Annotated in this window: 17 protein-coding genes and 1 tRNA gene; 7 read left to right on the top strand and 11 right to left on the bottom strand. The window is 56.9% G+C overall.

The genetic code is table 11. From position 1 onward, the window contains the following. Window positions 1–108: 108 nt before the first annotated feature. Window positions 109–984, bottom strand: a complete 876-nt coding sequence (locus tag CLV87_RS00310; RefSeq protein ID WP_235871788.1) for an SPOR domain-containing protein — start codon at window positions 982–984, stop codon at window positions 109–111. 214 nt (window positions 985–1,198) lie between these two features. On the opposite strand from CLV87_RS00310, the gene CLV87_RS00305 reads away from it, so the two are divergent. Then, window positions 1,199–1,288, top strand: a tRNA-Ser gene (locus tag CLV87_RS00305). 105 nt (window positions 1,289–1,393) lie between these two features. Here the strand turns inward: CLV87_RS00305 and CLV87_RS00300 are convergent. The 9 genes from CLV87_RS00300 to CLV87_RS00260 are packed head-to-tail and all read right to left on the bottom strand — an operon-like array spanning window position 1,394 to window position 12,433. Beyond that, on the bottom strand, window positions 1,394–2,587 hold the full coding sequence (locus tag CLV87_RS00300; RefSeq protein WP_099244403.1) for an NAD(P)/FAD-dependent oxidoreductase: 1,194 nt from the start codon (window positions 2,585–2,587) through the stop codon (window positions 1,394–1,396). Between the two features lie 4 nt (window positions 2,588–2,591). Then, window positions 2,592–2,924 (bottom strand): RidA family protein, encoded by a 333-nt coding sequence (locus tag CLV87_RS00295; protein ID WP_099244405.1) that lies wholly within the window; start codon window positions 2,922–2,924, stop codon window positions 2,592–2,594. A 13-nt stretch (window positions 2,925–2,937) separates the two neighbouring features. Next, the gene (locus tag CLV87_RS00290) at window positions 2,938–4,428 is read right to left on the bottom strand and encodes an amidase (RefSeq protein ID WP_099244407.1); all 1,491 of its coding nucleotides are present in this window, start codon (window positions 4,426–4,428) and stop codon (window positions 2,938–2,940) included. Further along, a complete protein-coding gene (locus CLV87_RS00285; protein ID WP_099244409.1) occupies window positions 4,425–5,825 on the bottom strand; it encodes a M20 family metallopeptidase in 1,401 nt (466 codons plus the stop codon). The genes CLV87_RS00290 and CLV87_RS00285 overlap by 4 nt, the downstream gene beginning before the upstream one ends. 1 nt (window position 5,826) lies before the next feature. Beyond that, complete coding sequence (locus CLV87_RS00280; RefSeq protein ID WP_099244411.1) at window positions 5,827–7,413, bottom strand: gamma-glutamyltransferase; 1,587 nt, start codon at window positions 7,411–7,413, stop codon at window positions 5,827–5,829. Continuing rightward, window positions 7,410–9,047: an ABC transporter ATP-binding protein gene (locus tag CLV87_RS00275; RefSeq protein WP_099244413.1), complete on the bottom strand. Its 1,638-nt coding sequence runs from the start codon at window positions 9,045–9,047 to the stop codon at window positions 7,410–7,412. Before CLV87_RS00275 ends, CLV87_RS00280 begins: the two co-directional genes overlap by 4 nt. Further along, window positions 9,047–9,931, bottom strand: coding sequence for an ABC transporter permease (locus CLV87_RS00270; protein ID WP_099244415.1), 885 nt, complete (start codon window positions 9,929–9,931; stop codon window positions 9,047–9,049). The genes CLV87_RS00275 and CLV87_RS00270 overlap by 1 nt, the downstream gene beginning before the upstream one ends. Window positions 9,932–9,943: 12 nt before the next feature. Further along, window positions 9,944–10,861 (bottom strand): ABC transporter permease, encoded by a 918-nt coding sequence (locus CLV87_RS00265; RefSeq protein ID WP_099244417.1) that lies wholly within the window; start codon window positions 10,859–10,861, stop codon window positions 9,944–9,946. Window positions 10,862–10,918: 57 nt separating this feature from the next. Then, a complete protein-coding gene (locus CLV87_RS00260) occupies window positions 10,919–12,433 on the bottom strand; it encodes an ABC transporter substrate-binding protein (RefSeq protein ID WP_099244419.1) in 1,515 nt (504 codons plus the stop codon). Between the two features lie 311 nt (window positions 12,434–12,744). Here CLV87_RS00260 and CLV87_RS00255 point away from each other — a divergent pair, with 311 nt between their 5' ends. Continuing rightward, entirely contained in the window at window positions 12,745–13,410 is a 666-nt protein-coding gene (locus CLV87_RS00255; protein ID WP_099244421.1) for a GntR family transcriptional regulator, read from the top strand. A gap of 16 nt (window positions 13,411–13,426) precedes the next feature. On the opposite strand, the gene CLV87_RS00250 is transcribed toward CLV87_RS00255, so the two are convergent. Further along, window positions 13,427–13,846 carry an Rrf2 family transcriptional regulator gene (locus tag CLV87_RS00250; RefSeq protein WP_099244423.1) on the bottom strand — a complete coding sequence of 140 codons (420 nt, stop codon included), beginning with the start codon at window positions 13,844–13,846 and terminating at the stop codon, window positions 13,427–13,429. Window positions 13,847–13,956: 110 nt separating this feature from the next. Here CLV87_RS00250 and CLV87_RS00245 point away from each other — a divergent pair, with 110 nt between their 5' ends. The 5 genes from CLV87_RS00245 (at window position 13,957) to CLV87_RS00225 (ending at window position 19,897) form a co-directional block, all read left to right on the top strand. Further along, complete coding sequence (locus CLV87_RS00245) at window positions 13,957–15,417, top strand: MFS transporter (RefSeq protein ID WP_099244425.1); 1,461 nt, start codon at window positions 13,957–13,959, stop codon at window positions 15,415–15,417. Window positions 15,418–15,558: 141 nt separating this feature from the next. Next, window positions 15,559–16,296: a transcriptional regulator NanR gene (gene nanR, locus CLV87_RS00240; RefSeq protein ID WP_099244427.1), complete on the top strand. Its 738-nt coding sequence runs from the start codon at window positions 15,559–15,561 to the stop codon at window positions 16,294–16,296. Window positions 16,297–16,558: 262 nt separating this feature from the next. Beyond that, a complete protein-coding gene (locus CLV87_RS00235) occupies window positions 16,559–17,581 on the top strand; it encodes a TRAP transporter substrate-binding protein (protein WP_099244429.1) in 1,023 nt (340 codons plus the stop codon). A gap of 105 nt (window positions 17,582–17,686) precedes the next feature. Continuing rightward, on the top strand, window positions 17,687–18,292 hold the full coding sequence (locus tag CLV87_RS00230; protein ID WP_099244431.1) for a TRAP transporter small permease subunit: 606 nt from the start codon (window positions 17,687–17,689) through the stop codon (window positions 18,290–18,292). Between the two features lie 21 nt (window positions 18,293–18,313). Then, complete coding sequence (locus CLV87_RS00225; protein WP_099244433.1) at window positions 18,314–19,897, top strand: TRAP transporter large permease; 1,584 nt, start codon at window positions 18,314–18,316, stop codon at window positions 19,895–19,897. Window positions 19,898–19,913: the final 16 nt, after the last annotated feature.

The raw sequence follows: 19,913 nt of genomic DNA, 5'->3' as shown, positions 1-19,913 counted from the left end.
GCGCTTTGTCACTTTGTTTATTGCGCGAATGGGGCGGGGTGTCACCCGCCCGCCCATGCTCTTCTGCGTTTTTTTGCCGATACAAAGAAAAGCTGCGCCGCTTTGGGATTAATGCGTCACCGCATAGGCGTCGGTAAACCCGGTGCCTTTGATCTTTTTCAGCAGGGCTTGCAGTTCAGGTTTGTCCTGAGCTGGGCCGACGACGACACGCCAGAATTTCTTACCGTTCGAGCTTTGCTCTTTCACGGTTGGAACCATGCCTTCTTGGCGCATTGCCGTGGCCGTGTTGCGCGCGTTTTGCTCAACGCTGAAGATACCGATCTGAATGAATGGTTTCGACAGGGAAGACACAGGTTTGGCTGCTGGCGCTGCCGGAGCTGCGGTTGGTGCCAAAGAGGCGGTTTCAATCGCTTTGCTGGCACCATCAAGGACCGGATCAAGCGTGCCCTCGCTGATTTCCGGCGCGGCGGGCATGGCCGCTGCTGCGCTTTCAGCCTGGGGCAGGGGGGCGTCAATAGAGACTTCTTCGCGGCGCAGGGCGACAACGTTCAAGTTTGTCGGCTGACCGGCCAAGATCCCCAAAGCCGCTGCGGCGTCAGACGAGACTTGCAAGCGCGGGCCAGGGGATTGACGCTCGCGGCGGAACAGCGCTCCGATCACGAATTTCCCATTGGCTTCGTTACGAATAATGGCACGTTCCGGGTCTGTTACATCTGGATGCGCCACCCAGACACCACCCAATGACGGGCGACCATCCCAAAGACCGGCTTCTGTGGCTTGGAATATGTCCGGGGCTTCGACATCGCGTTCCGTCGTCGCGCCGGATGTCGCGGCACGCGCCACCAGATCCTCGCTGCCGCCCGCCTTGGGTTGCAGGAAACCGGGCATTTGGCCGTCGGCGCAGGCCGAAAGCAGCAAAAAGCTTGTTAGCGCAACAGTCGCGCGCAGAATCCGGTTGTACTTGGGCGAAATTTTCCCGCTCATGCCGTGCCTCATGCCTGTGTTCGCGCGGGCGTTGCCGCACTGTTTAGCCGGATTTTCCGGTCTTTTACTGCCTCAAACGGGCTCTTTCGGCCCATATTTGGCTTCACATTAACCTGTTGAGGCTCATATGAAAAGCCTGCAGTTTATCAATCGGCAGATTTTCCCGCATTGGTACTTTTAGAATCGCAAAGGCCTGTCTAAAGAGGTCGAACGCGGAGGTTTGGCAGAGTGGTCGAATGCACCGGTCTTGAAAACCGGCGAGGGTGAAAGTCCTCCCAGGGTTCGAATCCCTGAGCCTCCGCCACTTCTAATTGCATCATGTTTTCTTGACCAGAAATGTCGCTGGCCAAGTTGAGCGGTCGCTTCATGAGTGGGCGTTTGCCAAGAACGCAGCCCTTATCTGCCTTCTTTAGTCTGCCGCCAGTTCAAACAACGCGGCAAGGCGTTTTCCTGTGGTGGGGCCGAGGGTCAAGCCTTGGTGCCCGTGGCCAAAGTTAAACCAAAGGCCCTGATGCTTTGGCGCTGGGCCGACCAATGGCAGCATTCCGGGCAAACAGGGTCTTGTACCATGCCATTGCTGCTCAGGTACTCGGTCGGTCAGAGAAATATAACCGGATATGGCCTTGAGCCCTGCTTTGAGTTGGTGCAGTTTTTGTGGTCGGTCAAAATCTGTCAGATGCGCTCCAGTTGTTACACGCAACCCTGCATTCATGGAAGACAGCACAAGTCCCTCTTGCGCAAAGAGGTAGGGGCGCGACAATTCGGTTTCGTGATTGTAGTGAGCGTGGTAGCCGCGCTTCATGACCATGGGGATGCGATATCCCAGCGGGGCCAGCAGGTTTGGCGACCAGGGGCCTAGCGCGACTACAACGTGTTTCGCGTCATAGCTGATTGATGTGGTGTTTACTTTCCACGCGCTCCCGGCGGGGCTCAGCGCAGTGATGTCCGCCTGCTCCACGCGCCCGCCATTGCGGATGAAGTGTTTGGCATAGGCGGTAACCAGGGCACCGGGATCGCGCACATGCCATGTATCGCGCCACAGAACAGCCCCGGCAGGTGCCTTGGTCAGCCCCTCCTCAGCGGCAATTTGCGTGCCATCGACAGTGGTCATGGCGAGCTCGTGGGTTTTGCCAAATTGCTCTGCCTCTAGCGCACGCGCCTCGAATGCCTTTTGATTTGTGAAAATCTCGCCCAAGCCGGATTTGCACAACAAGTGTTCCGCGCCGGAGGCGGTGATCAGCGCTGCATGGTCTGACGTTGCTTGCGCAACCAGTTCGGCGTAGTGGCGCGAAATATCGGCGTGTCGCCGCGGGGCGGATTGCCAGAAATACTGTGCCAAAGCATTGGCCATGCCGGGCAGGGCGGGCAGGTCAAAAATAACGTCATTGCTGCGCCCCAGCGCATAGGTCAGCAAAGTCAGCGGCGCACGCGGAAAAGCATAGGGCGCGCGCGCCTCGTTCTGGATCACCCCCGCATTGCCAAAACTGGTTTCCTGACCCGGCGCTTTGCGGTCAATAACCAAGACGTCCAGCCCCCGCGCCTGTAGCGCAAGGGCGGTGCTGATGCCGACAATGCCGGCCCCCAGAACGATGGTACTGCTCACGTGATCAGGCCTCGGCGATGACGGTGATTTCCACCTTGGCGTCGATCATCAAGGCGCTGCCAACGGTGGTGCGCACCGGATAGGGTTCTTGAAAGGCGGCGGCATACACCTCGTTGAAGGCGGCGAAATCTTCCGGATCAGTCAGGTAGCAGGTCGCTGAAACCACATTTGACAGATCCATGCCTTCGGTTGCCAGGGTGGCCTTGATATTGGCGATACAGTTCTCGGTCTGCGCCTTGATGCCTTCTGGAATTTTGCGATCGGCATCAAATCCGAGCTCGCCAGAGAGATACAGGGTCGAGCCAACACGGCGTTTTTTGGAGAGAGGAATATTCATTTTGGGGTCGTCCTTAGTCGAAGGTTAGAAACTCTTCCGCCTGGTTCAGCGGCGGTGCATCTGCAAGAGCCTGGAAATCCGGGCTGCGTGGGGCAAGATTTGTGCCAGCAATGATGCGCTCCAGCTCTTGGGCGACAGCGAGAACGCCCAGATCATCATGGCGTTTGCCAACAATTTGCAATCCGAACGGCATGCCCAATGCGTCAAATCCGCAGGGGATGGTAATTGATGGATGGCCTGGAATGGTTGAGGCATAGGCCATTGCCAACCAGTGATAGTAGCTTTCGGTTGCCTGCCCGTCGATCTGAGTTGGATAAAGCTCTCGCCACGGGCGCGGGCTGATCGTTACGGCGGGGGAGAGAATATAGTCATATTGCTCAAAGAAGGCCTGCCAGCGCCGGTGATAGGCCGATTGGGCAAACAGCGCCTGAGCAATGTCATCGGCCCCATAGCTGCGCCCCTCGCGCACATTTTCCGCGACATTGGGGCCAACCAGGTGAGGTGTTTCGTCATAGAGTTTTGCGTGAATGCCGAGGAACACCACTCCGCGTAAGACCGCAAAGATGCGGTCGGCATCAGCGCAGTCCGGATGCGCCTCGGAGAGGCGAGGGAGGTAGGGGGCCAGTGTTGCTATTGCGCCCTGAAAATGCTCACGGATCAAACGTTCGGTTGGCGCAAATCCGTAATCTTCTGTGACGGCAATGCGCAGCTTTGACAGGTCCTGCGCCGGAAGGTTGGCGAAACCCTCAGCGGTCCAGGGGGTCTGCCCCTTGATGACTGTTGTAAACGGGTCGTCGCGATCCGGGCGGGCCAGTACTGACAACATCAGACCGGCATCCGCCACTGTTCGCGCCATTGGTCCGGCGGTCGAGATGGGCAGCAAGCCTGCCGCGCGGGTATCACCGGGAACAACGCCGGGGCTGGGGCGAAAACCGACAATGCCGCAATAGGCGGCGGGGTTGCGCAGCGATCCGCCGGTATCAGAACCGGTCGCCAAAGGTGCATAGTGACAGGCCAAAGCAACGGCCGATCCACCCGAGGACCCGGCGCAGGTTTTGCTTAGGTCATAGGGGTTTGCGGTGGCTCCAAACACGCGGTTTCGGGTGTTGCCGCCTGCGCTCCATTCGGGATTATTGGTCTTGCCCAGCGGCACAGCGCCCGCCGCACGCATGGCGGCGACGATGCGATCATCCTTGGTGGCGACATTGTCCTGGAAGGCCTCTGATCCAAAGGTCGTGCGCAGCCCTTTGACGTCGATCATGTCTTTGACCCCAAAGGGCACACCATGCAGCGGGCCCAATATGTCGCCCCTCATGACGGCGGCCTCTGCGGCATGGGCTTCGCTTAGTACAGCATCGAAATCATGATCGGCCAGGGCGTTGACCGCCGGATTGATCTTTTCGATTTGAGCAATCGCAGCCTTGGCCAAGTCGACCGGCGACAATGAGCGATCGGCAATCAAGGCGGCAGCGTCACGTGCGGATAGCTCGGTAAGGTCCGTCATGTCCTCCCCCTGTCTGGAAGCCCGTCGTCACCGATCTTTGTAAAAAGCCCGGTCATAACGATCAACGCCTCGCGGCACAGTGGTTTCAACACATGTTCGTTGGGGGCATGTTGCGAGCAACCAGCATAGGAATGCGGTATCCAGATTGTCGGTAATCCCAAAACATCAGCAAAACAATCATTTGGGAGCGAGCCGCCGAGGTTCGGCAAAAGATCGGGGGCATTGCCAGTGGTGTCGCGGATCGATGCAGCGACGAAATCGACATAGGGATGGTCGGGGTCTAGCCGGGTCGCCGGAAAGATGTGATGGTTGCCCTCCATCGAAATCTCAACCTGATGGAACCCGTTTTTGTCCAGATGGCGGCGCAAAGCCGGGATGATCGCATCCATGTCGGTCCCCACAACAAAGCGCAACTGGCAGACCGCGCGGGCAGAACCGGCAATGGCGTTCAAAGGGGCGGCGGGCACGCCGGATTCCATGGCCAGGACAGCGAAACTGTTCCAGCCCAGCACGCGTTCGGTTTGCGTCAAATCCTCTTCGCCCCAATCTGCGTCGAGGGGCACGCCCGACTGAGGGGCGGGGAGTTTGGCCAGGATCTCCCGAACACGGGGCGTCAGGCTTGTCGGCTTCCATTCGGGGATCAAAAGCTGCCCGCGCGCATCGGTGATCGAGGCCAGCGCATGGGCCAATGTGATGGCCGGATCCCTGAGCAAGCCGCCGAAATTGCCGGAATGGTTGGCCCCGTCGCGCAGATTGACCTCAAGCGCAAAGGCGATGCCCCCGCGCGCGCCGGTAAAGATGGTTGGCACATCCGGACGCAGGCGCGGCCCGTCAGAGGCGATCAGCACATCTGCCTCCAAAAGCTCTTTTTGTGCTAGGCAGAAGTCACGCAATCCCGGTGAGCCCGCTTCCTCGCCCATTTCGATCAGCAGTTTGACGTTGAACCCCAACGCGCCCTTGGTTGCGATGATGGCGTCGAGCGCTTTGATATTGATGAGATGCTGGACCTTGTTATCGGCGATCCCGCGCCCGTAAAGCCTGTCACCTTCTTCGACGATTTCAAATGGTTTCAGACCTGCGCGCCATTGGTCATCCTGACCCAAAACCACATCGCCATGTCCATAGATCAAGACAGTCGGCAGGTCCGCGTTTTCAAGCCGTTGCGCCACCATGATCGGCGGAAAGCCGGGCTTGGGATTGGCAAAGATCTCTTGCGAAAACCCCATGCCTTCCAACAGCGCAGGCATGTCTTCGGTCAGATAGGCCTTGATATGCGGTTGCCCGCGCGGGTCTTGGCTTTCGGTGGGGCGTGACACCAACCGGCCAAGATCGGCCTGAAAGCTGCCTGTATCGAAATAAGAGGAAATATGCGCGACGGCTTGGTCGTGGTGGCTCATGTCAGGTCTCTGATGTTTCGGGTTCTGCCACGGCGTCCCCCCAAGGTGAGAATGTCTCGGTCGTGCCGGAATTCAACCCGCTTTCTCGTGCCACGCCCGCCGGGCAGGCAAAGGCATAGGGGAAGGGCAGGCTTTGGGCGGTTTTGGTTGGGATCGCGGCGTTGAGGGCATCGGTGACCGGACCAATCAGGCGCTCATCCGCGACAAGGGTTGCACCGTCAGAGGCGTCGAACCGCGGGGCCTCGATTGCGTCTTGTATGGTCATGTTCCGCTCGGACATATGTGCAAGGAGTTGCGCCACGGCGGGCATGATCTTGCGCCCCCCGGAGGCCCCGATTGCGTAGCGCCGCGCGCCGCTTTCCGCGATCACCGGGCAGACATTCATCAGGCAGGATTTATCTGGAGCAAGAGAGTTCGGATGCCCCTGAGCCGGGTCAAACCACATGATGCCGTTATTCATAAGTAGCCCGGTTGAAGGGGAGACAACCTTGGACCCAAAGATCGACAGCAATGTCTGCGTCATCGAGACCATATTGCCCTGCCTGTCGACGACCGAGAAATGGGTCGTGCAACCCGGCGCTTTGTTGCTTTCATGATCGCCCATGGTCGCGAAACGCTTTTGATAGGCGGCTTGGATGGCTTGCGCGCGCGCCACAAACCCGGCAGGTTTTGCGCTGTCCTCGGGCGGGTATTGTCTTTGCCAAGCTTCCAAAGCGTCAGCCAGTGTTGGCCCAGCGGTCAGGCCGGGTACAGCGTGAACCACGCCGTCGCGAAAGGGAATGGCCAGCGGCTCTGACCAGATCGGCGCATAGTCGGCCAGATCAGTATGGGTCAAAAAACCGCCTTTCGCGGTAACGTCCTTGACCAGACTATTTGCGATATCGCCGCGATAGAAATCCTGCGCCCCGGCCTGGGCCAGATGGCTCAGGCAATCAGCCATGGCCGATTGATCCAACCGCGATTTATGCAGCGCGGTCCAACCGGTTCCCTTGGGCCAGGTTCCCTCATCCAGAAACAGGGCTGCTGCGTCCGGGTCCTGAGCCAAATCGCGCGCGGATGAGGCAATAATCAGCGCGGCATACCAATCCACATGCAGACCAAGCCGAGCCGCCGATATGGCCGGGCCCAGCAGTTCGGCCCATTCGATTTTGCCAAAGCGCTGATGGGCTTGGGCAATTCCGGCAACGGTGCCAGGCACGGCAATTGCCGTCGCGCCAAGCAGGTTGCGATCCCCTTCCACCGCGTCCCATGGGAAAAGATCGCTGGCCTTGCCTTCTGTGGCCAACGGGTAGTGATCCAAATCCAAAGACGCAGAGGAGCGCATGCCATAGGTCAGCGCATGGGCTTTTTCCTCATCGGCGCGCCACAGCACCATGGCACCGCCACCAGCTGGCCCCGACATCCAGGGTTCCAGCACGCCAAGCGCAAAACTGACCGCTGTTGCAGCATCGACCGCATCGCCACCCGCAGCAAGAATGTCGGCTCCAATGCGCGCCGCCTCGACATGTTGGGCGGCGACGACGCCGCCCTTATGTGCCACAACCCCCGGTTTGCGGGTGGTTTGGCTGACTGAAAACGATCCGCTCATACGGCAACAGGCGGAAGGGTGGAGATATCGGGGACGTCCCAATCTTTGCCCGGCTGTGCGTCCAGCAACATCTTGGTGTAATCGCTGGAAGGCGCGCCGAACACCTGTTCGACATTGCCGCGCTCAACGATCTCGCCTTTTTGCATCACAATTAGATTGTCACAGACCTGCGCCGCAACGCGCAGATCATGGGTGATGAACAACACGGTGAGACCCAGCGTGTCACGGATTTCGTTGAGCAGCTTGAGCACCTCTTTTTGCACCGAAACATCCAGGGCCGAGACTGCCTCATCGGCGATCAAAACCTTTGGTTCAACCATCAAGGCTCGCGCAATGCAGATCCTTTGCCGCTGACCGCCGGAAAACTGATTGGGATAACGGTTCAACGCATCCGGATCGAGGCGGACGATGCGCATCAACTCCTTGGCCCGCTCCATGGATTTCGCGCGATCTGCGCCGAAATTTACCGGACCTTCGATCAATTGATCGCCAATTGTGCGGCGTGGGTTGAGCGAGCCATAAGGGTCCTGAAACACGATCTGGATCATCTTGCGATAGGGATGCAACTCTTTGCGCGAACAACTGGCCAGATCGGTGCCGTTGATCAAAACCTCACCGCTATTGGGGTCTTCGAGGCGGATCAGGCATTTGACCAGGGTCGACTTGCCAGAGCCACTTTCGCCCACGATCCCAAGGGTTTCCCCCTTGCGCACCGAAAAGTTGATATCCTTGCAGGCATGAACGTCGCGCGCCTGTTTGAACATATTTCCGGGGATGTGATAGATTTTGTTCAACGCATTGACCGAAAGCAGAACATCCTCGGCCGGGGCCCCGCGCGCATCTCGTGATCGGCGTGGCACGGCGTCGATCAGCAGGCGGGTATAAGGGTGCTTGGGCCGGTTCAGGACCTCTTCGGCACTGCCTTCCTCGACGATGCGACCATGTTGCATCACGATAACCCGGTCGGCAATTTCCGCAACAACGTCAAAGTCATGGGTGACAAACATGATCCCGGCATCGTGATGTTCGCGCAGCTCTTTGAACAGGTGCAGGATTTGCGCTTGCGTTGAGAGGTCCAGCGCGGTTGTCGGCTCATCCGCGATCAGCAGCTTAGGGTCGAGTGCCAGTGCCATCGCGATGACGATCCGCTGCCGTTGCCCCCCCGACAATTGATGCGGATAACTGGCATAGACACGGGCCGGGTCGGGCAGGTGGACCTCTTCCAGCAGTTTCATCACCCGTGCCTTGCGCTCGGATTTCGCAAGCTCCGTATGCGTTTCAAACATCTCTTCGATTTGCGTGCCGACAGTGTAACAGGGGTTCAGCGCCGACATCGGCTCCTGAAACACCATTGCCATCTGCGAACCGCGCAGTTTGGCATGTTCCGATGCGGGCAGCGCCAACAGATCCTGGCCCCCGAAACGAATTTCGCCAGTTGATGGGGTAAGCACCTTGGGCAATAGGCCCATCGTCGCAAAAGAGGTAATGGATTTGCCCGAACCACTTTCGCCAACGATGCAGACGATCTCGCGCGGAGCGACCTCAAGCGACAGCTGTTCCACCGCATATTGGCGGTCGCCGCCTTTGGGCAGATCGACAGTGAGGTTGCGGATTGAGAGAATAGGATCGGACATCAGTTGCGCCCCTCTGGTGCGGTGACATCGCGAATGCCGTCACCCATCATGTTGATCGCCAAAACAAGGAAGAAGAGGGCAACACCGGGAATGGTGATCAGCCAGCTTTCAAACAAAAGCATCTCTTTGCCTTCTGAAATCATTAGCCCCCAGGACGGGGTCGGAGGTTGCACGCCCAATCCAAGAAAGCTGAGCGCCGCCTCGAGGATGATGGCATGGGCCATTTCCAGGGTGAAAATGACGATCAGGTGGTTCATGACATTTGGCAGAATGTCCTTGACCAGAATGCGGGGCAGGGAGGCCCCAAGCACTTCGGCGGCAGCAATGTATTCCAAAGAACGCACCTGCATTGTGGCCGACCGCAGGACTACGGCAAAACGATCCCAAAGCAAAAGGCCTAGGACAGAAATCACGACGATTAGCGAACCGCCGAGCAAGGCGACAACAGCCAGCGCCACCAGTACGACCGGCATCGCAAGGCGGACGTTGATCAAAAAGGTCACAACCGCATCGACGCGCCCGCCAAAATACCCGGCCAAAATCCCCAACGTGCAGCCGATGGTGGCGGAAATCACGGCGGCAACAATGCCAATGGTCAACGATACCCGCGCGCCATAGGCCAGCCGGGCCCAGTAATCACGCCCCAATGCGTCGGTGCCCAGCCAGTGATCCGGGTCTCCTCCCAACAAGACCGGCGGCTTCATCCGGGTCAGCAGGTTTTGTTTGTAGGGGTCGTATTCGGTCAGTAGCGGGGCAAAAATGGCAATCAGGATCACCACTGCCATCACCACTGTGCCAAAGATCAACCCCTTGTGGCGCAGGGCGCGGCGGATCATCGCCTGACGCGGGGAAATGGGAATATTTGTCGAGCTGGTATCAGTCATAGCGGCCTCCCGTCACCCGACCCGCAGGCGGGGATCCAGCCAAGCGTTCAGGACGTCGGCGAGGAAAGTGAATGTGATGTAGAACATGGAGAAGATCAGGATCAGCGCCTGCATTGTGGGCAGATCATTACGCGAGATCGACTCCCAGGCCAGGAAACCCGCGCCGTGAAGCGCAAACACCGACTCCACCACGATGGACCCGCCCAGCATGAACCCCATCTGCACAGCCGCCAGGCTGACCACCGGGATGATTGCGTTGCGCAGGGCATGTTTGAACATGATTTTGCGGGTTGGCAGTCCTTTGGCGCGGGCGGTGCGAATGTAATCCGCGGAAAGAACCTCGATCATGCCGGCCCGGGTCAGGCGCATGATGGCCGGGGTTGCGTAATAGCCCAGGACCACGGTCGGCAGGATAAAGTGACGCCATGTGCCACTACCCGAGGCCGGAACCAGCCCCAATTGGATCGAAAAGAACACGACCAACAGCAAGCCGAACCAAAAGGACGGGATCGCCTGGCCGACAACAGCGATGAAAAGCGCAAAGCGGTCGATGATCGAATTCGGGCGCGCGGCGGCGGCGACACCCATGGGGATCGACAGGATCAGCGCAAAGGAAATGGCGCAGAGACCAAGTGTCATGGTGGTGGGCAGACGATCGCCAATAATCTGGGACACCGGCAGTTTGAAATACCAGGACTGGCCGAGATCACCGGTCACGGCTTTGCTCAGCCAATCCAAGTATTGCACGATCAAAGGGCGATCAAAGCCATATTGCGCATTGATGATTGCGATGTCTTCGCTGGCGGCGTTTTCACCGGCAATTGCGGTTGCAGGGTCGCCTGCCAGGAAAAGCAAAGCAAAGCTGATTGCTGAAACGGTAAATGCGACCAAAACCGCAAGCCCGAGACGCTTTAGAATAAAGCGAAACATGTCGTTCTCCGTGAGGTAGAGGTCCCTGCGGGCCAGGTCGGCCCACAGGGGAGTGGGTTACTTCCAGGAGAAGTCAAAGAACCGGACGATCTCGTCATTGGTCGGCGCATAGCTAACCTCCTGAGACATCACGTAGTTCACGTTGTAGCTCCAAAGCGGCAGCCAGTAGGCTTCGTCAGCGATCTTTTTCAACGCTTTCGAATAAAGGCCGATGCGCTTGTCCTTATCGGTGGTGGAATCCGCCTCGTTCACCCAAGCTGTCACCTCGGCATCCTTGGCATCATCCAGCATACCGCCGGTAAAGTGTTCACCGACAATCGCGGAAGCATCAGCAAGCGAATAGGAACCCCAGGTTTGGAAGGTAAAGGGCACTTCGCCCTTAGAGCGGGCATCGCGCAGGGCAGAGTATTTCAGGTACACCAGATTTGTCTTGATTCCGACCTCATCCAGGAAACCCATCATCGCCTCGGCATATGGGCGGTTGCGATAGGCGTGGAAGTCGATTTCGAAACCATCAGGATACCCGGCTTCGGCCAGCAAGGCCTTGGCTTTTTCCGGGTTGTATTCGTACTGGGCGACGTCCTGTTCACAAGCGAACTGGATCTTTGCGCAGGCGGAATGCACCACTTCGGACGACCCTTTGACAAGTGCGTCAACGATGGCCTGACGGTCGATGGCATGTGCCACTGCCTTGCGCACCAAAGGATTGGTCATCGGGCCATCTGCATCAGCGCGACCGGACGCATCCATCGAGATAAAGCCAATACGGATCGCCTCGGCGTTTTCGACCTGATACTTGCCCATCGCATCCAGTTTCTCGGCCTGATCAGCGGGCACGTTCCAGAGGAAATCCAACTGACCGTTGAAGAACTCAGCGATCTGCGTGTTGAAATCCGGGATGGTGCGAATGTCGATCTTGCCGATACTGGCGGCATTGCGCGGATCGCCATGATAGCCGTCAAAGGCTTCCAATTCATAATGCAGACCGGGATCAACGCTTGAGACCTTGTAAGGGCCTGTGCCGATCGGGTTCAGCGCCATGCCTGCAGGACCAACTTCGGCGTAATACTCGTTGGGATACATCACCACAGGCCCGGCAAGAAATTCCTCGGCCGGGGGGAACGGGGCGTCCAGGATGATGCGGACGGTGTAATCATCCACCTTCTCGGCGCGGTCCATCCAGCTGACATTGCGTTGAACCACGATGCCATTATCGGGGTTGGCAACGTAATTAACCGTATAAACAACGTCATCGGCGTTGAACGGTTCACCATTATGGAAGGTCACGCCTTCGCGCAGTTTGAGTTCCAATGTGACGTCGTCGATCCATTTCCACTCGGTCGCAAGGTTGCCCTTGTACTCGCCTGTCACCGGGTCGCGATACAGCAAACCGTCCCAGATCGCGCGGGCCAGCAAGATGCCTTCGCGGGCGCTGTTGAAGTAGATGTCGACGGTTTCAAGCTCTTTGGTGAATGCCAAACGCAGCGTGTCATCCGCCTTGTCTGCCTGGGCGGACATGGCGCCAGCGGACAGCGCAATTGCGGATGCTGCCAATAGATTAGGGAGTTTCATAAGTCTTCCTCTCTGTTGAATTTCAAGTGTTTACGTGTTCCGCGCTCTTGATGGCGCGGTTTGGGTAACGTGCTGGGGGGACGCTTGGTCTTGGCACGGTGTCGGCAGCACAGGCAGGTCGCTGCCAGTTCGCACCGCAGGTTTTCGAGAGTTGTGCCGAATGAAGATGTCGTCAGTGACGAACATGTGGCGAGCCACCCAGGATAATGATTCTTGTATGCAGTATGGCTGGAATGTTTTAAGCGTCAACTATATTGTATACAATAAATGCGCTATTGATTTTTGGAAGGGCCGATTTTAGGTTTCTTTTCATGGATCAAAGGCTTTCAGAGAGGATCGCAGAAAACATCGAAGAGATGATCTTTGATGGCGATTTCGAAGACGGAGAACGGTTGAGCGAGGTTCAACTGGCCGAAAAACTCAACGTGTCGCGAACGCCGCTTCGAGAGGCCTTTCAGCGGCTTTCTCAAACGGGTCTTGTTGAGCTCGTTCCGCGTCGCGGTGCCTTTGTCCGCGAACCGGGCCCTATTGAGTTAAGTGAGATGTTCGAAGTCATGTCGGTGCTAGAAGCGACATGCTGTGAATTGGCGGCGCAACGCATATCCGATGAGGCCTTGGGCGAATTGGAGGAAGCCAATCAGCGTTGCCAAGAGGCCATTGATGCCGGGCAGGCGGATGCCTATTATTTAGCCAATGAGCGGTTCCATCAGATCATCTATCGGCAATCCGGCAATGGGTTTCTGGAAAAAGAGGCCCTGCGCCTGCAAAAACGGTTGCGCCCCTTTCGACGCATTCAGCTTCGGCTAAGAGGGCGTTTGCAGCAATCCATGGCCGAACATCGGGTCATTCTGGATGCGCTGGGCGCGGCGGAGTCCCAAACGGCGGCCCAGGCGGTCAAAGATCACGTTGCCATCCAAGGGGATACCTTTCACGCCTTGCTTTTGGCGTTGCGTGAAAAGAAATCGAAACGGGCATAGCCGCTTTGGTGGGCGTCTACCCGCCAATTTTCGCAGCCGCAGCAAGGTCAGAAACAGAAACATTTCTGAGCTCCTGTTCAAAAAGACGTTTGGCAGCATTCATGGCCGCGCGTGTTGCGCCTGTGGCAGCATGTTCCAAAAGGCAAGGTGATGACGGTTCGGGGGCACCAATTGCAAAGACGGTTGGTGAGCCAAGGGCGACGTAGACATCCATCAAACTGATCTCGGATGTGGGGCGCAACAATTGCCAGCCGCCCCCATGGCCTTTGATGGATGTCACCAATCCTTGATTGCGCAGCCCGCCCATCATGCGTCGCACCAGCGAAGCATCCATGCCAAACATCTCACCCATGCGTTCGGATGTAACCGGATCCTTGATCTCATCCAGATGAAGCAAGATGTGTAAAACCCTGGGAAGGCGCGTGTCTGTTCTCATATCGGCTTGTTAACCCAATCACGCTTTCGTGACAAACGCATTCACGAGAGATTGACAGGCGTTTTCATGTGACTTTAATAGTAACGAATCTGCGCAGTTGGAGAATTACTATGCCGCATCAAGGTACCAACCTTGTGTCCACTGGGGCACGCCGATGGGGCGCGGTCTGGGCGCTTTTGCTCGCTGCCTTTGTTGCCATGCTGGACGTGACCATGGTCAACCTGGCCCTCCCGAATATTGCGCAGGATTTCGCAATTTCGGGTTCGCAAGCACAGTGGGTCCTGTTGGCTTATCTCATACCGCTGGCTGCGTTTTTGCTGCCTATGGGGCGGTTTGGGGATGCTCTCGGTCGCCGTCGCTTGTTTTGTGTTGGCGTCGCGGCGTTTGCGATGGGCGCCTGTTTGGCGGCGTGTTCACCGACGTCGGCGATCCTAGTTGCAGCTCGAACCCTGCAGGGAATTGGCGCTGCATGCCTGATGCCGCAAATCCTCGCGCTTATCAACGTGACCCTTCCTCCTGATCAGCGTCGACGCGCGTTTGGGTATTTTGGAATGATCAGTGCCATGGGGGCAATTGCCGGCCCGGTTTTTGGTGGTGTTTTTCTTGAGCTAGACCTCTTTGGGCTGGGGTGGCGGTTTGTCTTTTTGCCATCCATACCAGCCTGCGCCGTCGCCTTTCTGGTCGCTTTGCTTTGTCTAGATAAAGATGAGTTTGTGCGCAAACATACCATGGACGTATGGCAGGGCGCACTGAGCATTTGTGCAATAGCAGGGGTGGTTTTTGCTGTTGCACAAGGTCGCGTCTTAGGCTGGCCGATTTGGCTCTTGGCGATGATCCTGATCAGCCTCGGTTTGATTTCTTACATGCTTGTATGCCAAGCGCGCGGACGTTCGCCGAGGCTGATGCCGCTCATACCTCGTGAGTTGCTTCGGTCTAAGGTATTCTGTTTCAGCGCTGCAATGGTTTTGTTGACGTTTAGCGGGATAGCGGGTGTTCCGTTCCTTTTGGCGATAACCCTGCAGCAAGGTCCGCAGTTTTCACCAGGCTCAGTCGCGTCGACATTGGTAGTCCATCCACTCTTTGCCACTCTAGGCGCTTACTTGGCTGGGCGTTTCACTCCGAAAACCCCCTGGAAACTTCCATTACTGGGTTCGCTGGCAGTATGCACCGGGGTTGCTCTATTGGTGATCCTATTCCAAGCGTTTCAGGATGAAATCAGAACCTTGCACTTGGTTTTTCCGCTTTCACTGGTGGGGGTGGGAATAGGGGTGTCCAATGTGGCCTTGATGTCTACTGCAATGTCTGAGGTCGCAGGAGCAGACGCGGGTGCGGCTTCGGGGGTGTTACAGACATCACAGCAAATCGGCATCTCTCTTAGCATTGCGATTGTTGGAGGTCTTTATTTTGGTCATGCGCAAAGCCCAACTATGTTATCAGCGGCAATTGCTCTTTTGTTCCCAAGTCTCGTATTTGCCGGTGCCAGTCTCCTTTTTGGAGCTGCCCAGCGTTGGTATAGCTTGAAAACTAACGGTGGCGTCGCGGGCAAGATGGCGGCGGAAGAAAACCGGTAAGGTTCAACGACGGGCCGATAGGTTTCCTTTTTGTCTCAGTCTTCGTTCACTATGGCCTTGCCGCGGATTGTCACGTTAGCTTGTCATACCAGTATACCTTCGCTATCTGTTAAGGGAGCTGTTTAGGGGGCATCTGACGCTATGGCCAAGAATCCAACAACGCCATCGGGCTTTGACGTGGCCCCAATCACGCGGCAAAAACTGTCGGATCAGGTGTTTGATCGGCTTTGGGAAATGATAGTGTCCGGCGATCTCAAGCCGGGGGACATTATCCCCTCTGAACGCAAGCTGATGGAAAAGTTCGGTGTCGGGCGTCCGGCAGTGCGCGAGGCATTGCAGATGCTTGCCAATAAGGGCGTGATCACCATTTCCCATGGGGAACGCACCCGAGTGAATGAGTTCAGTGCCAATATCGCCTTGGATCAAGTTGATGACATTGCCAAACTGCTTTTGTCGGCTGAGCCGTCAAACCTTGAGCATCTCAAGCAGGTTAGAAAGATACTTGAGGCGGGTTTGGTAAGGGTTGCGGCGGCCAATTGCACCGAGGACGACATACGCACCCTCCGTGATTTGGTCGATGTACAAAGACGGCAAACCAAGAACCAAAAGGGTTTTATCGAGACCGACATTTCCTTTCACACGGCCATCGCCAATGCCACGCGCAATCCGCTTTTGCAGGCGGTGACCCATGCCATGCTGACCTGGCTTTTTGAATATTACAAACCTCTGCTGCATTGGTCGGGTCGAGAGAACACGACCCTGATGGAGCATGAAAAACTGGTTGATTTCCTCGAGGCAGGTGACGCGGATTCTGCCGCGGCCTTGATGCGCGAGCATCTGGACCGGTCCGATCCGCTTTATACGAATACGCTCACTTAGCGGTGGTCAGAGAGCTCGATTCGAGCTGATTTCGATCATCCTTCAATCACGCAAAGGGCGGCGCACGGAAATGTGCGACCGCCTTTTCGGTTTCTTACTCCTTGGGAAATGGCTGTTTTTCAGGGTCAGAGCGCTTTTGGGGCCCGTTCTATCGGTGGCGAGGTTCAAAGGTGCTTGACATATTGGGATGGTGATATACTCATCATACCAGTTCTGAATGACGGGGGACGTCCCGCCAACAGGAGCACCAGGGAGGACCAATATGCTCAAGACCGTGACCAAAACACTTGCCGCCGGCGTGGCGGTGACCGCACTGCTCGCCGGGGCCGCAAGCGCGCAAACCACTCTGAGGATTCAAACGCATCAGGGGCAATCTTCGTCCTATGGTGGTGCGATCCAGGAGTTTGTGGATGCCGTGAACCTGATGTCCGGGGGCGATCTGCAAATCGAAATGTTCTATTCTTCGTCGGTCGTGCCATCTGCGGAAACCTTCGATGCTGCAGTGAACAGCATTCTTGATTGCGATATGACCAATGGCAGCTATCAGGCGGGCAAGAACAAGGCATTCCAATTCGTATCCGACACGATGGGCGGCTATGACAGCCCGCTGCAATATCAGGCCTGGGTCGAAATGGGCGGCGGTCGCGAGGCCGTGAACGAGCTATATGCCGATTACAACATGACCTTTGTCGGGGCGCATGTCGGCGGGCAGGAATCGCTGACATCGACCCGTCCCTTGGCTGGGGTCGCTGACTTGGAAAACTGGAAGTTCCGCGCGCCTCCGGGCATGGCCTCTGACATCTTTGCATCTTTGGGGGCCAAGCCGATTGTGATGGACTTCTCCGAAGTGATCACCGCGCTTGAATCCGGGATCATCGACGGGGCTGATGCCTCCACCTTGGGCAACAACCTGCGCATTGGCACCTATGACATTGGCAAGCACACCAATTTCCCAGGCTTTCATTCGATGGCAGCGGATCACTTGGCGTGTCGCACCGATGTCTGGGACGGGCTGAGCGAACGGCATCGCAAGATCATCGAAGTCGCCTATCAGAACGTTGGCATGGATCTGATCCTGCAAACCCTGGTCGATAATGGCGAAGCACTGGCCAAGCTGCCGAGCATGGACGTGACCACCTATAATTGGTCCGCCGAAGATCGCGCCACCTTCCGCGCGGCGGCTCAGAAGCAGTGGGATGTCTATGGCGGTGAGACCGAAGAGGGCAAAGCCATGGTCGCCAGCCACGTTTCCTTCATGAAGCGTATCGGCCTGATCCAGGAATAAGGTTCAGGAATAATCTCCTGTTTCTAAAGACATGCGCGTTTCCGGCCTGGTCGGGAACGCGTCACCAAACGCCGAAATGGCCAGCGATTTGTCGGGGAGGGGCAAATGGTAGAGCATAAAAGAACCGGCCCCTTGGACCTGATCACATGGGGCATCAGCCGGATCGCAATGTGGCTTCCTGCCTTTATCGTCGCGATCATCTTTTTCGAAGTGGTGATGCGTTACGTTTTTGGCCGGGCGACCATGTGGGTCAATGAAACTTCGCTTTGGGTTGCTGGAATTTCCTATTTGTTTGCTGGCCTCTACTCGATGCAACAGCGCAGCCACATTCGGATTTACATCCTCTACGATCTCTGCCCCCGTTGGTTGCGTCGTATCTTTGACGTCATTTCCACCCTCTGCATCGTGGTTTTCGCCGTGGCTCTGATTTGGGGCGGGTATGACGAGGCGGTACGCAAGTTCATGACCTGGGAGCGTTTTGGCACAAAATTTGACCCGCCGATCCCAGCAACGCTCAAGCCGCTTATCCTGATCACCATGGCGCTTCTGGCCCTGCAGGCGATTTCCAACCTGATTTTTGATTGGAACACCGACCAAGGTGAAAAACCGCTGGTCGAGGATCTCGACGAACTCCTGGCACAAGTTGGTGCTGATCACCTTGAGGCGCGCCCGGCTGGCGAAGCTTCAGACCATCCCGACACCAAGCAGTAAAGCCGCAGAGGAGACGCCAAGATGGATATCGGAACCATTTCGCTTGTTTTGTTGTTGGGCATGCTCTTGCTCTTGGCCATTGGCATGCCGTTGGGGTTTGCCTCGGGTTTTCTGGCAGTGGTTGTCATGGTGATGAAGTTTGGCCCTGACCTGCTGTTCAGCAATTTCGGGACCGGGCCTTTGAACCTGTTAGGGCAGCGGATCTACGGGATCACCACCAGTTATGTCCTTGTTTCCGTGCCGCTTTTCATATTCATGGCGAACCTTTTGGAGCGCTCGGGCATTGCGCGCGACATGTATGACACGCTTGAGGCCTGGATGAACCGCACACGCGGCGGGATCGCCGTGGTCACAGCATTGATGGCTGTGGTGATGGCGGCCATGTCCGGTATTATCGGCGGTGAAGTCGTCCTGCTTGGGTTGATCGCGCTGCCGCAAATGCTGCGCTTGGGCTATGACCAAAACCTCGCGATTGGCACGATCTGTGCCTCGGGGTCTTTGGGCACGATGATCCCGCCCTCTATCGTTTTGATCTTTTATGGCCTGATCACGGACACAAGCATTCACGCGCTGTTCCAAGCGGCCTTTGTCCCCGGATTCATTCTGGCGGCGTGTTACATCGCCTATATCCTGATCCGCACCAATCTGAACCCGTCTCTGGCCCCTCTGCCCGAACCAAAGGACACGGATCTGACCGGTCGGCAGAAAAGCATCTATGGCGTTGCGCTCATTGTGATGATCGTTGGCGTGGCTGCAGCCATCATGGTGGCGCGAGGTCTTTACCTGAACGCTTTTGACCTGATCGAAACCGATACAGGCGGGATTACATCCGGGTTCATTATCAAGGCTGCAGTGCTTGCCACGCTATGTGGCGCGGTCCTGTGGTTCGCCATCGGGCGTGAGAACACCGTGGCCGCCTGGGCCAATGGCAAAGGCATGGTGGCCCCGCTGCTTATCGTCTTTGTCGTGTTGGGATCGATCTATGGTGGCATCACCGGGATCACCGAGGCAGCCGGGATCGGGGCCATGGCAGTGCTGCTTTTGATCATTCTGCGTGGCGAATTCTCTTGGGCCTTGCTGCGCGAAGCTTCCATGCGGACTTTCAAATCCACCGGAACCATCATGTGGGTCACCATTGGTGCGACAGCATTGGCCGGTGCCTATACGCTCGCAGGTGGGCCAAGCTTTGTGGCGAATTTGATTGTCGGGCTGGACTTGCCGACCTTGGGCGTCCTGCTGATCATGATGTTGGTGTTCCTCTTTATGGGGGCGTTCATGGACTGGACAGGTATCGTGCTGCTGGTCATGCCCGTCTTCCTTCCTATCGTGCTGAAACTGCCCTGGGATGAGCTGGGCATCACTGGCGGGTTGGACAGCCGTTTGGCCGTACAGGTTTGGTTTGGCGTGCTGTTTTGCGTGAATATGCAGGTCAGCTTTTTGTCACCGCCCTTTGGTGGTGCGGCGTTTTACCTGAAATCGGTGGCCCCGCCGCACATCACGCTGCCGGATATCTTCAAGAGCTTCCTGCCGTTTATCGGCATCCAGATCATGGTTCTGATGCTGATCCTGCTGGTGCCGCAAATCACCACCCTGTTCCTCCACTAACCTCTGTCGGAGCATC

Source organism: Pelagimonas phthalicica (assembly GCF_004364805.1).
Lineage (GTDB): Bacteria > Pseudomonadota > Alphaproteobacteria > Rhodobacterales > Rhodobacteraceae > Pelagimonas > Pelagimonas phthalicica.
The sequence above is the reverse complement of the archived record's forward strand: the minus strand, read 5'-3'. Positions and strand labels throughout refer to the sequence as shown.